Consider the following 16,268-nt stretch of genomic DNA (forward strand, 5'->3'; position numbering starts at 1 on the left):
TAAGGTCAGGCGACGAAGGCGTCGAGCTTGTCGAGGAACGAGGTCCAGCCACGCTTGTGGTTATCGCGCGCGGTTTCGTCGAAGAACTGCGCGTGGTGGAAGATCATCAATGTGCCGGCACTGTCGGGCTTGAACGTGATCGTCACCAGCGATTCGCGCTCCGGGGTCGAATGCCAGGCCCAGGTGAAGACCAGCCGCTCGTTCGGCACGACCTCGCGATAGCTGCCGGCCGCCTCGAAATATTCGCCGTCGTCGCGGGTGAAGCTGATGCGATAATGGCCGCCGGTGCGGACATCGAGCTCGGCCTTCAGCGTCGCCGGCTTCATGTTCGGCGGCCCGAACCATTGCGCTAGCTGTTCGGCTTGCGTCCAGGCGGCGTAGACTTTTTCCGGCCGCGCGCGGAGCCGGCGCGTGAGGGTGAGGCTTGGACGTTCCGCTGGGCGGGGATCGGCGTTGACGGCTGCGTTGGCCATGTCTCTTCCTCCACGAAGGCGGCAAGGCGGTCGAACTTCTCGGACCAGAATTGCGCGTAGCGATTGAGCCAGTTCATCGCCTGCTCCATCGGCTGCGCGGTGAGCCGGCAGAAGACCGTGCGACCGGTCTTCTCCCGCACGATCAGACCTGCATCCGTGAGCACGTCGAGATGCTTCATGATCGCCGGCAGCGAGACCGGAAACGGCGCGGCCAGTTCGCTCACCGATAGGCTGTCCTGCCCGCCGAGGCGCGCCAGTAAGGCTCGGCGCGTCGGGTCGGACAGCGCCGCGAAAGTGCGGTCCAGCGCTTCATCCTGATACTTAACCATATGGTTTAGTGTAATCTCAAACGCGCAGAGGTCAAGTGGAGACTTGCGTGCACGGGTCTGCACGACTGCGTGATCAGGCAGCGGTCACCGGAGCGCGAAAGACGCAGCTAGCCTGGCGGAATGTACCGGCCGCGCAACGGCGTTGGAGGCGGCGGGCGCGTGACCATCGCGGGATTCGGTCCGCAAAAACCCTTCCGGCCGGACGCGCTCACCTGACACTGTTCGCGGGTGTAATAGGAACAGTCGCCGGGATAGCCGAATTCCGAATCCTGGATGCACCACGGGTAATCCGCGCGCGCCGGGCTACCGCCAGCGAGCCATACGAGAACCATGGTGCCGAGCACGAACTGCGCTTTCCGCATGACCGATCTCCCATGTTCGCCGCGCGACATGCGACCTCATTGAGAGAAAGGCTGGCGGAGCCGATTTATTCCGGAGCGATCGCGCGAAAATGCGCCGTGGCGGCTTCGTGGCTCGGACGTGCGATCAGTACGGCGCGACGGGCCGCGTGCGGCGCTGCGGCCGCGGCTGCGGCCAGGGGGCCTGACCATAGGCGACCATCGGGTTCGGGCCGCAGTACAGCAGCCGTCCTGACACGCTCGCCTGGCATTGCTCATAGGTGCTGTAGGTGCACTCACCGGGATAATCGAATTCGCCACCCTGGGCGCACCAGGGATAGTTGCGGGCCTCGGCGGGCGCGGTGGTGGCGAAACCGGCGAGAACCATGGCGGCCAGCGCCGGCAGCGCCAATTGCATCATGCGCATGATCCCAACTCCTCCTTTGGTGGCCCCAGATACGAAGCCACATATCATCAGGTTTCGCCGCGCGCCTTTATTCCAGATCAACAGCATCACATCCGCAAGAAAAAAGCCCTGCCGAACGGCAGGGCTCCATTCTCCGCGATCACAAGATCGCTACTCGACCTTCAGGCCGGGGAACTCGACGACCTTCTTCCACTTATCGGTCTCGGCCTTGATCTCCTCGCCGAACGCCTCGGGCGTCTGCACCCGCGGCTCGCCGCCGAGCTCGACCAGACGCTTGGTCATGTCAGGCTCCTTCATCAGCGTGTTGATCTCATTGTTGAGCTTGGCGATGATCTCCTTCGGCGTGTTCTTCGGCGCGCCCATGCCGAACAGCGCGCTGGCCTCGTAGCCCTTCACTGTGTCGGCGATCGGCTGCACGTCCGGCAATTGCGACGAGCGCTCCGTGGTGGTGACGCCGATCGCGCGAAGCGAGCCAGAGCGAATGTGCTGGATGATCGAGGGCATGTTGTCGAAGATCACCTGCACCTGGCCGCCGAGCATGTCGGTGATCGCGGGCGCCGCGCCGCGATAGGGCACGTGCTGCATCTTGCAGCCGGTCATCGCCATGAACATCTCGCCGGACAGATGCACCGACGTGCCGTTGCCGGACGAGGCCATGTTCACCTTGCCGGGATTGGCCTTCACATATTCGATGAACTCGGCGACATTCTTGGCCGGAACGTCCTTGTTGACGGTCATCACGTTCGGCACCCGCTGGAACGAGGCGACCGGCGCGATGTCGCGCACGAAGTTGAACTTGAGGTTGGCGTAGAGCGAGGCGTTGATGTAGTTGGCCGGATTGACCAGCTGCAGCGTGTAGCCGTCGGGCTCGGCATTGACGACCGATTCGGTGCCGATGTTGTTGCCGGCGCCGGGCTTGTTCTCGATCACGAATTGCTGGCCGAGCCGTTCCGACAGTCGCTGGCCGATCAGCCGCGCCAGGATGTCGGTGGCGCCGCCCGGCGGATAGCCGACCACCCATTTCACGGGCCGGGCCGGATAGTCGGCGGCAAGGGCCTTCGACAGCGGGGTGGCTGCAAGCGGACTGGCGGCGAGCAGGCCCAGCGCGGAACGGCGAGTGATCATCAAGGGTTCTCCCAACGTGTTGTTCTTGAAAGCAAGATAGCTTCAAAGTGGCGTCGACGCGGTTGTAACAAAGCTTGCCGCAGGCGGAAAGTGCGCCGGGCGCATCACGACGAAAGGATAAGGCATGCCGGTCAAGGTCGAAGCCCTCGATCACCTCGTGATCAACGTCGCCGACGTCGCAGTGACCGCCGAGTGGTACCGCAAGATTCTCGGCATGGAAGTCAAGGTGTTCGACCCCGGCGGCGGCAAAGCGCCGCGGACTTCGTTGCAATTCGGTAACCAGAAGATCAACGTCCGGCCGCGCGATGCCGACAAGGTGGAGTGGTTCACCGCGGACCACCAGACCGCCGGCAGCGAGGACCTGTGTTTCCTCACCTCTGCCGCACCCGACGAGGTGGTGGCGCATTTGAAGGCACATGGCGTCGCGATCGAGGAAGGCCCGGTTCCCAAGCAGGGCGCCCGCGGCACGCTGCGCTCGGTCTATTGCCGGGATCCGGATGGCAGCCTGATCGAGATTTCGTCGTACCAAGACGGTGGACGATAGGGCCGCGCCGCCCGTCCCGACCACCGTCATTGCGAGGAGCCCTTGCGACGAAGCAATCCAGACTGCCTCGGCGGAGGGATTCTGGATTGCTTCGCTACGCTCGCAATGACGGCGGAGAGAGCAGGAAGACGCAATCATCCAAAAGCAGTCGCCAGCAAGATGCAGGCTGCACAGGAGGATTCATGCCGATTCAACAGACCGCAGCCGGGCTCGTCGGGCCGTTCGACGGGCTCGACGTGCCCTGGCTGCTGAAGATGCGCGCCGAGGTGCGCCGCGACCACGCGTTCCTGATCTGGGCGCCGTTCGATGCGCCGGCGCGGCGCTGGAGCTATGGCGAGTTTCACGAGCGGGTCGGCGCGCTCGCCGCGGGGCTGGCGAAGCGCGGCGTGAAGCCGGGCGAGTACGTGCTCATTCATCTCGACAATTGCATCGAGGCGTTGCTGGCCTGGTTCGCCTGCGTCGAGCTCGGTGCTATCGCGGTGACCACCAACACCCGTTCGGCACCGGCGGAGATCGAATATTTCGCCGATCATTGCGGCGCGGTCGCCGCGATCACGCAGCCGGCCTATGCCGAGATCGTCGCGCAGAACTGCCGCAACATCCGCTGGCTGGCCGTGACCTCGCATGATGCGGGCGCGGCGCCGGCGCAAGCGGTCTCGCGCGGCGACAGTTTTGAGCAGCTGTTTGCCGACAGCGCCGACCGGCCGCACCGCGCGACCGATCCGCTGGCGCCATGCAGCGTGCAGTACACATCAGGCACGACGTCGCGCCCCAAGGCGGTGCTGTGGACCCACGCCAATGCCCTATGGGGCGCCAAGATCAACGCCGCGCATGAGGACCTTCATGCGAGCGACGTGCACCAGACCTATCTGCCGCTGTTCCACACCAATGCGCTGGCCTATTCGATGCTGGCGACGCTGTGGGTGGGCGCCACCTGCGTGATCCAGCCGCGCTTCTCCGCAAGCCGCTTCTGGCGCGTCGCGCGCGAGCACGGCTCGACCTGGACCTCGACCATCCCGTTCTGCATGAAGGCGCTGCTCGAGCAGGAAATCCCCCGGGATCACAAATTCCGCCTCTGGGGCACCGCCATCAACGAGCCGCCGGCCTTTGCCGCCTTCGGCGTCAAGATCATCGGCTGGTGGGGCATGACCGAGACCATCACCCACGGCATCGTCGGCGAGGTCGACCAGCCCAACATCCCGATGTCGATCGGGCGCGCGGCTCCCGAATATCAGATCCGCATCACCGACGATGACGGACGGCCGACCGAGGTCGGCGACACCGGCAATCTCTCGATCAAGGGCATCCCCGGCCTGTCGCTGTTCGCCGAATATCTGCACAACGAAAAGGCGACGCGCGAGAGCTTCGACGCGCACGGCTTCTTCCTCACCGGCGACCGCGTCGAGCGCCTCGCGAACGGCTTCATCAGGTTCGGTGACCGCGCCAAGGACATGCTGAAGGTCGGTGGCGAGAACGTCGCGGCCTCCGAGATCGAGCAGGTGATCGCGGTCGTATCAGGCGTGCGCGAGGCCGCGGTGGTCGCGAAGAAGCATCCAATGCTCGACGAGGTACCGGTCGTGTTCATCATCCCGCACGGCGGCATCGCGGGCGCTGCGCCCGACCTGCATGATCGCGTGATGGCGGCCTGCTCAGCGGGACTGGCGGATTTCAAGGTGCCGCGCGAGATCAGGCTCGTCGACGACATGCCGCGCTCGACGTTGGAGAAGGTGGCGAAGGCGGAGTTGAGGAAGATGGTGGGGTAGCGAACTGCCGTAGGGTGGGCAAAGGCGCGGCAGCGCCGTGCCCACGTTCTTAGAAATGGTGGGCACGCTTCGCTTTGCCCACCCTACGGCAGCGGAGAGTGCCGCTCAAAACGACCCCAGCGCCACGGGGCGGAACGCCTGCAGCAGCTGCTGATCCAGCTTGCCGCCCATGCCTTCCATCATCGCGAACGCGCGGGAGTGCGTGAAGGGCATGCGGTAGGCGCGCTTCTCGACGAGCGCCGCGTAGATGTCGACGATCGTCGTGACCCGCACGATGTCGCTGATCTGGTTCGACGACAGGCCATTCGGATAGCCGCTGCCGTCGAGGAATTCGTGGTGATGCAGGACGACGTCGAGCATCTCCGGCGGGAAGCCGCCCTGCTCCGCGAGCGCGTCATAGCCGCGGCGCGGATGCTGGCGCACCTCGGCCATCTCTTCGTCGGTGAGCTTGCCGGGCTTGTCGAGCAGCACGGAGGGAACGAAGGCCTTGCCGACGTCGTGCAGCAACGCCGCGCGGGTCAGGCGGCGCTGGTCGTCCTCGCGCATGCCGAGATGCTGCGCGAAGGCGACGGCGAAGCCGGTGACGAACAGGCAGTGCCGGTAGCTGCCGACATGATGGCAGCCGACGGTGGTGAGCCATTCGCGCAGCGAGGAGTGCTTGATCGCCTTCAGGATCTTGCTCTCGGCGGCGATGACGTCGTCGAAGGTCAGGGGCACGCCAAGCGGCAGCTTCTCGAACATCTTCGCCAGCACCGCGTGCGCCGCCTCGACGCCGCGGTTGAGCGTCTTGCCGCGGTCGGTCGCGTCATAGGTGGCGGTGTCGGGGAACGCGGCGCGGATGCGTTGCAGGATGTCCTCGGGCTGGAGCGGCCGCGAGATCGTGTCGGTGGCGCCCAGCGCCCAGGCCTGCATGGTGCCGTGATGCAGGGCATCGGCGAGCACGAACAGCCGCGGCATGGTGCGATAGGCATCGCCGCGCAGCTTGTTGCGCACGCGCTGCACGCTCTCGGGCGAGCGCAGATTGATGTCGACCACGAGACCGGACAGATCGCGCGACGGCTGCTCGGGAATGTCCTGCGTCGTCACCGTCGAGACGTCGCCCACGGCCTTCAGGATGCTGGCAAGCTCGGTGCTCTCGTCGCTCCGGTCGGAGGCGAGCAAAAGCCGGCGTTTGGCGGCGGATTTGGCTGGCGCGTTCATGGCTTCCCCAAAAGCACGGGACTGTATTTGGCGTCAGCCTAAGCCGGATCAGGTTCTCCGGCCCTTAAGAGGCGTGCTCAACGGACCCCTGAGGGAATGCACGCAATTTTATGGATCGGCTGCCGAGGCGGCCCCAAACAAAAATGGCGAAAACAACCCCATGCACAGTAGAAAGGCCATTGGAAAGACTAGGCTTTCTCGAACGAAAAATCCGCCGGGGGTTGCCCCTCCGGCGGATCAGATTTCCTCGCAATAATGCCCTTTGTTACGCCTTCATCGCGCCCTTCACGGCTTCGGCCGTGATTGGAAGCGCCCTCACGCGGGCGCCGCTGGCGTTGAAGATGGCGTTGCCGATCGCGGGGGCGACGACCGTCACCGCGGGCTCGCCGACGCCGGTGGCCTTTTCGCCGTTGGCGATCACGGCGACCGCGACCTCCGGCATCTGGCTCATGCGCAAGGGCGTGTAGCTGTCGAAATTGGTCTGCTCGATGCCACCGTCCTTGAGCGTCGCCTTTTCGTACATCGCCAGCGACAGGCCCCACAGCGCCGCGCCCTCGACCTGGGCCCGGATGTTGTCGGGATGCACCTGGGTGCCGACGTCGGTTGCGACCGTGAGCTTCTTCACGGTCACCTCGCCCGACGGCGCCACCGCGACATGGGCGACACACGCCGTCCAGCTCGCGGTTGCGCGCTCCTGCGAGGAGACGCAGGCAACGCCCATGCCCTCGCCCTTCGGCAATTGCTTGGTGCCGTAGCCGGACAGCCCCATCGCGGCGAGCAGCGTGTTGCGCAGCCGCTGCGCGCCGCCGTCGTTCTTGCCCTTGCCGTCCAGCAGCGCGATGCGGAACTGCGCGGGGTCCTTGCCGGCCGCAGCGGCGATCTCGTCGATCATGCTTTCGACCGCCCAGAACGTCCAGCCGGGCGCCACCGAGCGAAGCTGCCCGGACGGCGTCGCATTGTGCGCGAGCTCGTTCTTGATCGCGCGCACATGATGGTTGGGCACGGTGTAGAAGAAGTCGGCGCCGTTCACCGTGAAGGAATCGAGCGGACCCTTCTTGTCGACCGAGGGCGTGAGGAAGTCGGGAATTCCCCAGCGCGCGGTCGGCCAGGCCGACACGACGTCGTGGCTGAGCGCGACGAGCTTGCCGTCGCCATCCACGCCGGCTTTCACTTTCTGGTAGGTGAGCGGACGCGAGAAATCCATCGTCATGTCGTTCTCGCGCGTGTAGATCACCTTCACCGGCTTGCCGATGGCCTTCGCCGCCTGCACCGCCGGAATCATCATGTCGGCGTCGAGCCTGCGGCCGAAGCCGCCGCCGAGCCACATCTGGTGCATGACCACGAATTTCGGATCGATCCCGGCAGCGCCTGCCGCAATCGCGCCGGAGCGCGTCGCGAACTGGTTGCCGGAATAGACGTGCAGGATGTCGCCCTTGAACTCCGCGGTGGCGTTCATCGGCTCCATCGGCGCGTGGATGTTGATGCTGGTGGTGTACTCCGCCTCCAGCACCTTCGCGGCCGTGCCGAACGCCGCATTGGGATCGCCGTCCTTGACGAAGAACTGGCCGGAATCCTCCAGCTTCTGCAGCCGCTTGGCTTCATCGAGCAGCGTCTCGCTCGAGACCTTCGCGTTCGGTCCGCCGTCATAGGCGATCTTCAGCGCTGCCGCCGCCTTCTTGGCGTTGGCATAGGTGCTGGCCACCGCGACCACCCAGCCCGACGTGGTCTGAGTCTTGTCGTCGAGGGTGATGGCCTTGATGAAGCCCGGCACCTTCTTCGCAGCCGAGTCGTCGACCGATTTCACCGTGGCGCCGAAGCGCACCGGTGGGGTGACCACCGCGCCATAGGCCATGCCCGGCAGCATCACGTCGATGCCGTATTTGGCCGTGCCGTTGGTTTTGGAGGGGATGTCGAGCTGCGGCACCGACACCCCGATCATGGTGTACTGATCCGGCGTCTTCAGCTTGATCGCCTTGAGCTCATCAGGCGTGAAGGTTTTCGTCGCCTTGCCGCTTTTGACGATTTCGGCGAACGACATCTGCTTCTTCGACTTCGCGTGCACGATCATGGAATCGCGCACCACGAGTTCCGACGCCGGCACGCCCATCGCGGCGGCCGCGCCTTCCGTCAACGCCATGCGGCCGGCGGCACCGGCACGGCTCATGGCGTCGAAGTTCATCATCGTCGACCAGCTGCCGCCGGTGATCTGTGCGCCCAGCACGGGGTCGTTGAACTTCGGATCGTTGGAGGCGAGGTTGACCCGCATATCGCTCCACTTCGCGCCCAGTTCCTCGCAGACGATCTGCGCCATGGTGGAGGCGATGTGCTGGCCCATGTCGGCCTTGCCGCAGGTCACGGTGACGAGACCATCCGGCGCGATCGCGTACCAGACGCTCGGCTCGAAGTTCGAAGGCGCCGCGAGCGCCTCACCGATGCCGGGCACGCCGGCATAGCCGAGCACGAGGCCGGACGCGGCGGTGCCGACGAGGAACGAGCGACGGCTAAGATCCGTCGTCTCGGGGGTGACGTTGTTCACGTGCTTGTTCATGTGGGCCTCCGTTCGTTGCCGGAGGCGGAAGCGGTGCGCATCTCGGTCGCGGCGCGCATGATCGCCTTCTGGATCCGCGAATAGGTCATGCAGCGGCAGAGATTGCCGTCCATATGCGCGACCACCTCTTCCTTGGTCGGATTGGGATTCTTCGCAAGCAGCGAGGCTGCCTGCATGATCTGCCCGGACTGACAGTAGCCGCATTGCGGCACCTGCTCGGCGATCCACGCCTTCTGCAGCGGATGATCGCCCTTGGGGGCGAGGCCTTCGATGGTGGTGATCTTCTTGCCGGCGACATCGCCGACCATGGTCTGGCACGAACGCACGGCTTCACCGTTGACATGCACGGTGCAGGCGCCGCACAGCCCGGCACCGCAGCCGAACTTGGTGCCTGTCATCTGCAATTGCTCGCGGATCGCCCAGAGGAGCGGCGTGTCGTTCGCCGCATCCACGGACAGACTCCGCCCGTTGATGGTGAGAGTTGGCATAGGCGTCTTCCCCTGCCGGTGCATGAAGCCGCTTACGGCGGCAACTTGAGCAGCGAACGCCCACCGGGCTGGCGTCCACCTTGATCGCGAGAATGATCGCGTTCATGCGTCGTGGCAAATGCAATTTGGAATCGCTCGAAACTATCTCGGCACCCGCTCGTTGTGCGTTGCGACAGCGACACCAACGCAGCGACTGAACGCAACAGAGAGCGCGTCGCACATGCATGCCATCGCGATAGGGCAGTTTCTTCGAGGTAACTTGGCGCGCTAAGGTGCAGGCGCCGACGTGGGCGCCCCTTCTCCCCTTGCGGGAGAAGGTGCAGCGCGGTCGCGGCTACGAAGAACGAGAAATAAGAAAGGGCGGAAACAATGCCGAAGATCAATCGGGACGGCGTCGGGATCTATTACGAAGTCCATGGCGACGGGCCGCCGCTGCTGCTCACCCACGGCTATTCCTCGACCTCGGCGATGTGGCATGGGCAGGTCGATGCGCTCGCGAAGGATCACAAGCTGATCCTGTGGGACATGCGCGGCCACGGCCAGTCCGACTATCCCGATGATCAGAAGGCCTATAGCGAAGCGCTCACCATCGGCGACATGGCCGCGATCCTGGATGCAGTCGGCAGCGAGCGCGCCATCATCGGCGGATTGTCGCTCGGCGGCTACATGTCGCTCGCATTCTATCGCGCCTATCCGCAACGCGCCCGCGCGCTGCTGATCATCGACACCGGCCCCGGCTTCAAGAAGGACGACGCGCGCGAAGCCTGGAATGCGCGGGCGCTCGGCACCGCCGACAAGCTCGATCGCGAAGGTCTCGATATGCTGAAATCGGCGACACGCGAGCGCGCCACCGCGAGCCATCGCAACGCCAGGGGATTGGCGCTTGCCGCACGCGGCATGCTGACCCAGCGCGACGCCCGCGTGATCGAGCTGCTGCCCGACATCAAGGTGCCCAGCCTGATCGTGGTCGGCGCCGACGACACGCCGTTCCTCGCCGCGTCCGACTACATGGCCGCAAAGATCCCCGGCGCACAAAAAGTCGTGATCCCCGCCGCCGGTCACGCCGTCAACATCGATCAGCCCAAGGCTTTTGTTGACGCGGTGGTGCCTTTCCTGAAGAACTTGCCGGGATAGGCGATCGAACGGGAACACAGGCAATGAAGCGGACGATATTGGCTGCGGGCGCGGTGTTGCTGTCGGTGTCTGCGCAGGCCGAGCCGTTCGGCATGGCGCCACCGCGCCGGCCCTTCGTTGCGACCTTGTCGAACAACACGCCGCTCGCCTTCGGCATGGATGCCGATCAGACCGCGCGCGCCCTCGGGCAGCCCCTGCAATATGTGCGGGGCCGCCCCGGCAACGAGATCTACCTCGCCTTGCGCAATCTCGGCGGCAGCGGCTTGATCCCCTACCGCCACCGCCTGTTCCTGCAATTCCGTCATGGACGGCTGGCAGGATGGAAGGAGGACTACGGCGAGAACTGGATGTGGGAGTGATCGCCGACCCTCATGGTGAGGAGGCGCAAAGCGCCGTCTCGAACCATGCAGGCCCGGCTCTCGCATCTCGGCCTTTCATCCTTCGAGACGCTTGCTGCGCAAGCTCCTCAGGATGAGGGGATAGAGCGGTGTTCGCAATCAACGACCAACCAAAAAGGACAACCCGCGTGGGACAAGACATCAAGCTGACGGCTTCCGACAATTTCCAGCTCGGCGCTTATCGCGCTGACCCTTCAGGCGCGCCGAAGGGCGCGGTGGTGGTGATCCAGGAGATTTTTGGCGTCAATCACCACATCCGATCGGTCTGCGACCGTCTCGCCAAGGAGGGCTATGTCGCGATCGCGCCGTCGATCTTCGACCGGACCTCGCCGAACTTCCAGTCGGGCTACACGCCGGACGAGATCGCTGAAGCCCGCAAGTTCGTTGCCAATCCCGATTGGGAGGCGATGCTGCGCGACACGCAGGCTGCGATCGACGCGGTCAAGAGTGTCGGGCCGGTCGGCATCATCGGCTTCTGTCTCGGCGGCAGCATCGCCTTTGTCGCGGCGACCCGGCTGTCGGGCCTGAAGGCCGCGATCGGCTATTACGGCGGCGCCGTGGTGCGCTTCGCCGACGAGAAGCCGAAGGTGCCGACGCAGCTGCATTTCGGCGAGAAGGATGCCGGCATTCCCCTGACCGATGTCGAGACCGTCAAGGCGAAGCGGCCGGACGTCGAAGTGTTCGTCTATCCCGGCGCCCAGCACGGCTTCCATTGCGACGAGCGGCCGAGCTACGACAAGACGAGTTCCGACATCGCCTGGCCGCGCAGCCTGGAATTTTTCGCGAAGCATCTGAAATAGTGAGGGCGGGAATCGGGTGGCCGCGTCACGCTACCCGGCGATAGAGCTGGCTGATCAAGCCAACTGGCGCCGGGAGATCGTCATGCAACAGGCCAACACGAACATCATCATCCGCAATCCGTTCGGCACAATGGATGTACCCTCGCCGAACGATCATGACGTCATGGACTATGCTGCAACGGCGACGCCTGCCGGCGATGCCGCCGACGTCAACGCGGCAGCATGGGCCTCCATCGCTGCACTGTCAGATCCGCTCGAAGGCATCTGGGCGAGCCGCTGGAATGGCGGCGCCGATCCGACCATCGCCGGCGATACGCCGGAGGCCTGGAAAGACGGGCGCGCGGAGGTGCGAGTTGCAGGCGGGCGCATCTATCTGCGCTTCGACTGGGACCATGGCCGGCGGCACGGGCTGATCGATGCGGCGCGCGAGGGCGCGCGCCTTTTCGGTAAATACATCAACCTGACCAACCCCGCGATCATGCGACCGTGGGTTGGGCTTGTGGTCGATGAGGCGCGGATCGACGGATGTTTTCCGAACGGGCGACTGGATTTCAGAAGATAATTCTTTGTCATTCCGGGACGCGACGAAGTCGCGGGCCCGGAATCCATCGGGCGTCAGAGACGGTGGAAGAATGGATTCCGGGCTCGCGCTGCGCGCGCCCCGGAATGACGGGAAACCTAGAACCAGCGCTCGCCGACGAACACGGTGTCGCCCGGCGCCAGCGGCGTGCCGAGCGGGACGACGGCGCGCATGGCGCCGCCGGCTTCGGTGTGCGTGACGGTGACGACGTCGCGCTTGGCGCGCGGCGAGAAGCCGCCGGCGATCGCGACCGCGCTTTCGACCGTCATGTTCGGCACGTAAGGGTATTGGCCGGGAGCGGTGACTTCACCGAGAATGAAGAACGGGCGGTAGGACTCGACTTCGACGGCGACCGACGGCTCGCGGATGTAGCCGTTGCGCAGCCGCGCGGCGATGTCACCGGCAAGGCCCGCCGGGGTACGGCCGCGTGCCGGCACGCCGCCGATCAGCGGCATGGTGATGGAACCACCGGCATCAATGGCGTAGCTGTTGGTGAGACCTTCCTGGCCGTAGACCACGACGCGCAGCTTGTCGCCGGCGTCGAGATGGTAGGAGGAGTCGTATCGCGCCGGCGCCGCCATCGGCGCGGCGTAGCCGACCGGCATGGGCGCAGGCGAGGCGGCGAAGGAATTGCGCAGTGCGCCGATGGCGCCGCCACCGTCGGCGACGACAACCGGCTGCGGGGCGACGTAGGGCTGGCCATAGGCCATGGAGTCGAGATCGGCACGGGGCTGCATGACCGCGACGGGACCTGCGGTCTGCATACAGCCGCCGAGGGCAAGCGCGGCGGACGCTGCCAAGGATGCTGTCAAGATCGACCATCGAAACGCGCGTGCAACCGGCACCGGACCCCATCCCTCGAAACGAGACAGATCCAGTCTTGCACTGGTTATGGTTAATAAAGCGTTGAGCGGGCGCACCCTCCCCCTGGAGGGGGAGGGTCGGCTCATATTGAGCGCAGCGAAATATGAGACGGGGTGGGGTGATCCCTCAACACGGGTACTGTCGGACGTGGAGAGACCGTCACCCCACCCCGCTCGCGCTACGCACGATCTACCCTCTCCTGGGGAGGGTAAGAAACGCGGGTCGTCTCGATGAGCGAGCTTACGCGCTGACGCCCACGCCGATCGGGCAGGACACGCCGGTGCCTCCCAAGCCGCAATAGCCGGCGGGGTTCTTCGCCAGATATTGCTGATGATAGTCCTCGGCAAAATAGAACGCGCCGGCAGGCGCGATCTCGGTGGTGATGGCGCCGAGGCCTTTTGCGGCAAGCGCCTTCTGATAGAGCGCCTTCGATTCATCGGCCGCTTTCTTCTGCGCGTCTGAATAGGTGTAGATCGCGCTTCGGTACTGCGTGCCGACATCGTTGCCCTGACGCATGCCCTGCGTCGGGTTGTGGCTCTCCCAGAATGTCTTCAAGAGCTTCTCGTAGGAGATCTTCTTCGGATCGAACACGACCAGCACCACTTCGGTGTGGCCGGTCCGTCCCGAACAGGTCTCTTCATAGGTCGGGTTCGGCGTGTGGCCGCCGGCATAGCCGACGGCGGTCGCGTAAACACCGTCGCCGAGCTCCCAGAATTTGCGCTCGGCGCCCCAGAAGCAGCCGAGCCCGAACACGGCCTGCTCAAGGCCTGCGGGATAAGGCGGCTGCAACTTCGCGCCGTTGACGAAATGGATGGTCGCGGTGGGAATGGCTTGCGCACGGCCGGGCAGCGCTTCCGTGGCGCTCGGCAATGCGGTGGTCTTGCGCATGAACAGCATGATGGGTCTCCGCAACGAGCTGTCCGTCGCTTGAGCGCGCGAGAGAAGTCGAGCGCTCATGCGGCGTGCTCGCGATCAGGTGGGGAATATAGGGTTCTACGTCAGCGAGGGCAGCCTTGTTACGCCGCGCCCCATCGGCCGCTCAGTCCCTGGAATATCCGATCAAGGGTTTCCGCGGCCGGAACAGGATCATCAACAGGATCCCCAAAATGCCGAGCACGGCGAAAACCGGCTGATCCAGCACCAGGCGGATCACCGAGGTCCAGAGCCAGGGCGCCTTGGCCTCGACCCAGGTCCGGAACGCCGTCTGGCTGGCCTGATTGATGTCGTTCCAGAACTGGCCGAACCGGGTGAACTTCAAGGTCTGGTCGGCCACCCAGCGGGCGCCGTCATAGACCATGAAGATGAACCCGCCGGCGAGCAGCAACAGCCCAATCAGTCGGAAAAAGCCGCGGATCATGCCTCACCCTATATGATCGTCCGATCGGACGACCCCTGGAACGCTGCCAGCCAATAGCCGGGGGATGGCAGAAATTCAACCTCTTCAGGGCGTTACGACGCCCTCTTGGCGCACCCGAGGGCTGTTTTCCAGCCCGGAAAGCGTTGACGGTGCCCAAGACCCTCTCTATAAGGGCGCCAACTGGCGGTGGGCGCAATCCTGCCGCCGCTGTTCTTTGAGCAGTTGCAGGCACCTTGAGCTTGAGGGCTCCTTGGAGCCTCAGAGACAGCCGCAAGGCGGTCGCTCATGTTCCGGGAATAGCCTAGCAACCGAACACCCTAAATCCGAGCGTCGATTCAGCGGTCAAGCAGCCGGCGCTACCCGACCAAGACGCGACCGGTACCGCAAAGGATATTGAGACCATGGCCAATACCACCTCCGCCAAGAAAGCGACGCGCAAGATCGCCCGCCGCACTGCCGTCAACAAGTCGCGCCGCACCCAGATGCGCGGCGCTGTCCGTACCGTCGAAGAAGCCATCGCGACCGGCGATCGCGCCGCCGCCGTCAAGGCGCTGGCCAATGCCGAGCCCGCCCTGATGCGCGCCGCGCAGCGCAACATCATTCACAAGAACAACGCCAGCCGCAAAGTCTCGCGGCTCACCGCGCAGATCGCCAAGCTCGCCCAGTGATCTAGCAAGTCATTCGATCGGGCGATCCGGTCGAACATCGCACGCGTCAAACAGCCCGGCATCGCGCCGGGCTTTTTTTGTTGTCTGTCATATTCACGCATGCAGTCGCTCTTCGCCTGGAAGATTTGCATCGTCCGCATGATGATGCGTTCCGTAATTTTACCGCGTGTGATTTTGCAACAGCGGAAACTTTCACTGCATTGCAAAAACCCCTGCGAGGCGGGCGCAAGTTGAATTCCCGGGGGTACGAGTTCTGCACACCGTAGTTTCACAGGATCGCGATACGCGAGGGAGTTACCCTGTGAAACGAGACTCAAAAAACGATGTCTCGCTAATCACTTATCGACATAGTGGCGACAAGCATTTGGAAAACTCGCTCGCGCGTCGAGAGCGTGACGCTTTTGTAAAAATAATTTGGCAGCGGCCCAGAATTGTCACATGACGCGCCGCGTCTTCGAATCTGTGCACGAATCCAAAAACTTGCTCCGAAGCCTGTGAACAACTCCTGCGCGGCGTTAACGCAGATCAAGTTTTTTGATGCCTCAAGTGTGAATCAATTCCGTTGCGAGTCTTTCCGCATAGTGTATTCCTTAAGTGGTCAGCGGCGCCCACGATCTAGAGACCAGCGCGGTATCGGAAACGGGGCGAGCGTGCAAATCGGCGGCGGTGTGCACGTAGGCGACGCTTCAAAAAGCGATTGTCGGTTCAAAACCCATTGCAAGATGGGAATGGTAGTTCTTTGTCTGAATGTCTCCAAGCGGGATCTTCCCGTTCGTGCCTGGCACATATGAGAGACGTCGCGAAGCTACCCCGGCACGCATGAGGGCGAAGTCGAGCGGACGACTAGTACTCGGGCAGGCATCCGCGACGGGAGTTCGACGCGGTTGTCTTTTAGACACGCAGGACCTTGCCGTGAGCAATCACGGCAGGACGGGGAGGTATCATGTCTTACGGACTCAACGCGGTATTGAAACAAGTCTCCAATCCCAATGATGCCGGTTTAGATCAGTCCGACCTTCAGCCTCCCGCGTGTGACGGAGCGCCGAGTACGCGCTGACCTCGCGACCCCTCCATCTCTGACATCACTGATCCGACCCGCGGCGTTCGCGCCGAACGGCGGAGCCGTGTCCGACGATGGACTCGCTTGAGGTCGTGCCATTCCAAGGATCCTGGCAGGAACCTTGCGTGGCACTCACAACGCAACTTTATCTCTCAATAGAAGTTTTTTGACG

The 16,268-nt window shown here is 64.0% G+C and carries 17 protein-coding genes and 1 pseudogene; 7 read left to right on the forward strand and 11 right to left on the reverse strand.

Annotation, left to right across the window (positions count from 1 at the left end; genetic code table 11):
- Nucleotides 1-5: 5 nt before the first annotated feature.
- From NLM25_RS43750 to NLM25_RS43770, 5 genes and pseudogenes are all read right to left on the reverse strand, one after another.
- Nucleotides 6-338 (reverse strand): annotated as a pseudogene (locus NLM25_RS43750) (SRPBCC domain-containing protein); the annotation flags it as partial.
- An 11-nt stretch (nt 339-349) separates the two neighbouring features.
- A complete protein-coding gene (locus NLM25_RS43755) occupies nt 350-865 on the reverse strand; it encodes a helix-turn-helix transcriptional regulator (RefSeq protein WP_254141072.1) in 516 nt (171 codons plus the stop codon).
- Nucleotides 866-909: 44 nt separating this feature from the next.
- On the reverse strand, nt 910-1,164 hold the full coding sequence (locus tag NLM25_RS43760; RefSeq protein WP_254141073.1) for a DUF3551 domain-containing protein: 255 nt from the start codon (nt 1,162-1,164) through the stop codon (nt 910-912).
- Between the two features lie 124 nt (nt 1,165-1,288).
- The gene (locus NLM25_RS43765) at nt 1,289-1,567 is read right to left on the reverse strand and encodes a DUF3551 domain-containing protein (protein WP_254141074.1); all 279 of its coding nucleotides are present in this window, start codon (nt 1,565-1,567) and stop codon (nt 1,289-1,291) included.
- A 150-nt stretch (nt 1,568-1,717) separates the two neighbouring features.
- The gene (locus NLM25_RS43770; RefSeq protein ID WP_254141075.1) at nt 1,718-2,692 is read right to left on the reverse strand and encodes a tripartite tricarboxylate transporter substrate binding protein; all 975 of its coding nucleotides are present in this window, start codon (nt 2,690-2,692) and stop codon (nt 1,718-1,720) included.
- Nucleotides 2,693-2,816: 124 nt separating this feature from the next.
- Here NLM25_RS43770 and NLM25_RS43775 point away from each other — a divergent pair, with 124 nt between their 5' ends.
- Both NLM25_RS43775 and NLM25_RS43780 read left to right on the forward strand, forming a co-directional pair.
- Nucleotides 2,817-3,236 (forward strand): VOC family protein, encoded by a 420-nt coding sequence (locus NLM25_RS43775; RefSeq protein ID WP_254141076.1) that lies wholly within the window; start codon nt 2,817-2,819, stop codon nt 3,234-3,236.
- Nucleotides 3,237-3,418: 182 nt separating this feature from the next.
- Entirely contained in the window at nt 3,419-4,999 is a 1,581-nt protein-coding gene (locus NLM25_RS43780) for an ATP-dependent acyl-CoA ligase (RefSeq protein WP_254141077.1), read from the forward strand.
- Between the two features lie 105 nt (nt 5,000-5,104).
- Here NLM25_RS43780 and NLM25_RS43785 read toward each other — a convergent pair whose 3' ends face one another.
- The 3 genes from NLM25_RS43785 to NLM25_RS43795 form a co-directional block, all read right to left on the reverse strand.
- Nucleotides 5,105-6,199, reverse strand: coding sequence for an HD-GYP domain-containing protein (locus NLM25_RS43785; RefSeq protein ID WP_254124102.1), 1,095 nt, complete (start codon nt 6,197-6,199; stop codon nt 5,105-5,107).
- A gap of 265 nt (nt 6,200-6,464) precedes the next feature.
- Nucleotides 6,465-8,747, reverse strand: a complete 2,283-nt coding sequence (locus tag NLM25_RS43790) for a molybdopterin cofactor-binding domain-containing protein (protein WP_254141078.1) — start codon at nt 8,745-8,747, stop codon at nt 6,465-6,467.
- Entirely contained in the window at nt 8,744-9,235 is a 492-nt protein-coding gene (locus tag NLM25_RS43795) for a (2Fe-2S)-binding protein (protein ID WP_254124104.1), read from the reverse strand. The genes NLM25_RS43790 and NLM25_RS43795 overlap by 4 nt, the downstream gene beginning before the upstream one ends.
- A 369-nt stretch (nt 9,236-9,604) precedes the next feature.
- On the opposite strand from NLM25_RS43795, the gene NLM25_RS43800 reads away from it, so the two are divergent.
- From NLM25_RS43800 to NLM25_RS43815, 4 genes are all read left to right on the forward strand, one after another.
- Nucleotides 9,605-10,369, forward strand: coding sequence for an alpha/beta fold hydrolase (locus tag NLM25_RS43800; protein ID WP_254141079.1), 765 nt, complete (start codon nt 9,605-9,607; stop codon nt 10,367-10,369).
- Between the two features lie 23 nt (nt 10,370-10,392).
- Nucleotides 10,393-10,728, forward strand: a complete 336-nt coding sequence (locus NLM25_RS43805) for a hypothetical protein (protein WP_254141080.1) — start codon at nt 10,393-10,395, stop codon at nt 10,726-10,728.
- Between the two features lie 167 nt (nt 10,729-10,895).
- On the forward strand, nt 10,896-11,567 hold the full coding sequence (locus tag NLM25_RS43810; protein ID WP_254141081.1) for a dienelactone hydrolase family protein: 672 nt from the start codon (nt 10,896-10,898) through the stop codon (nt 11,565-11,567).
- A gap of 82 nt (nt 11,568-11,649) precedes the next feature.
- A complete protein-coding gene (locus NLM25_RS43815) occupies nt 11,650-12,129 on the forward strand; it encodes a hypothetical protein (RefSeq protein ID WP_254141082.1) in 480 nt (159 codons plus the stop codon).
- A 116-nt stretch (nt 12,130-12,245) separates the two neighbouring features.
- On the opposite strand, the gene NLM25_RS43820 is transcribed toward NLM25_RS43815, so the two are convergent.
- From NLM25_RS43820 to NLM25_RS43830, 3 genes are all read right to left on the reverse strand, one after another.
- A complete protein-coding gene (locus NLM25_RS43820) occupies nt 12,246-12,992 on the reverse strand; it encodes a polysaccharide biosynthesis/export family protein (protein ID WP_254141083.1) in 747 nt (248 codons plus the stop codon).
- A 259-nt stretch (nt 12,993-13,251) separates the two neighbouring features.
- The gene (gene msrA, locus NLM25_RS43825) at nt 13,252-13,908 is read right to left on the reverse strand and encodes a peptide-methionine (S)-S-oxide reductase MsrA (protein WP_254141084.1); all 657 of its coding nucleotides are present in this window, start codon (nt 13,906-13,908) and stop codon (nt 13,252-13,254) included.
- Nucleotides 13,909-14,050: 142 nt separating this feature from the next.
- The gene (locus NLM25_RS43830) at nt 14,051-14,368 is read right to left on the reverse strand and encodes a hypothetical protein (protein WP_091898220.1); all 318 of its coding nucleotides are present in this window, start codon (nt 14,366-14,368) and stop codon (nt 14,051-14,053) included.
- Between the two features lie 401 nt (nt 14,369-14,769).
- Between NLM25_RS43830 and rpsT the strand changes: the two genes are divergently transcribed.
- Nucleotides 14,770-15,036, forward strand: a complete 267-nt coding sequence (gene rpsT, locus NLM25_RS43835; protein ID WP_254124111.1) for a 30S ribosomal protein S20 — start codon at nt 14,770-14,772, stop codon at nt 15,034-15,036.
- The last annotated feature ends 1,232 nt before the right edge of the window (nt 15,037-16,268 follow it).

Origin of the sequence: Bradyrhizobium sp. CCGB01 (genome assembly GCF_024199795.1) — a bacterium.
GTDB lineage: Bacteria > Pseudomonadota > Alphaproteobacteria > Rhizobiales > Xanthobacteraceae > Bradyrhizobium.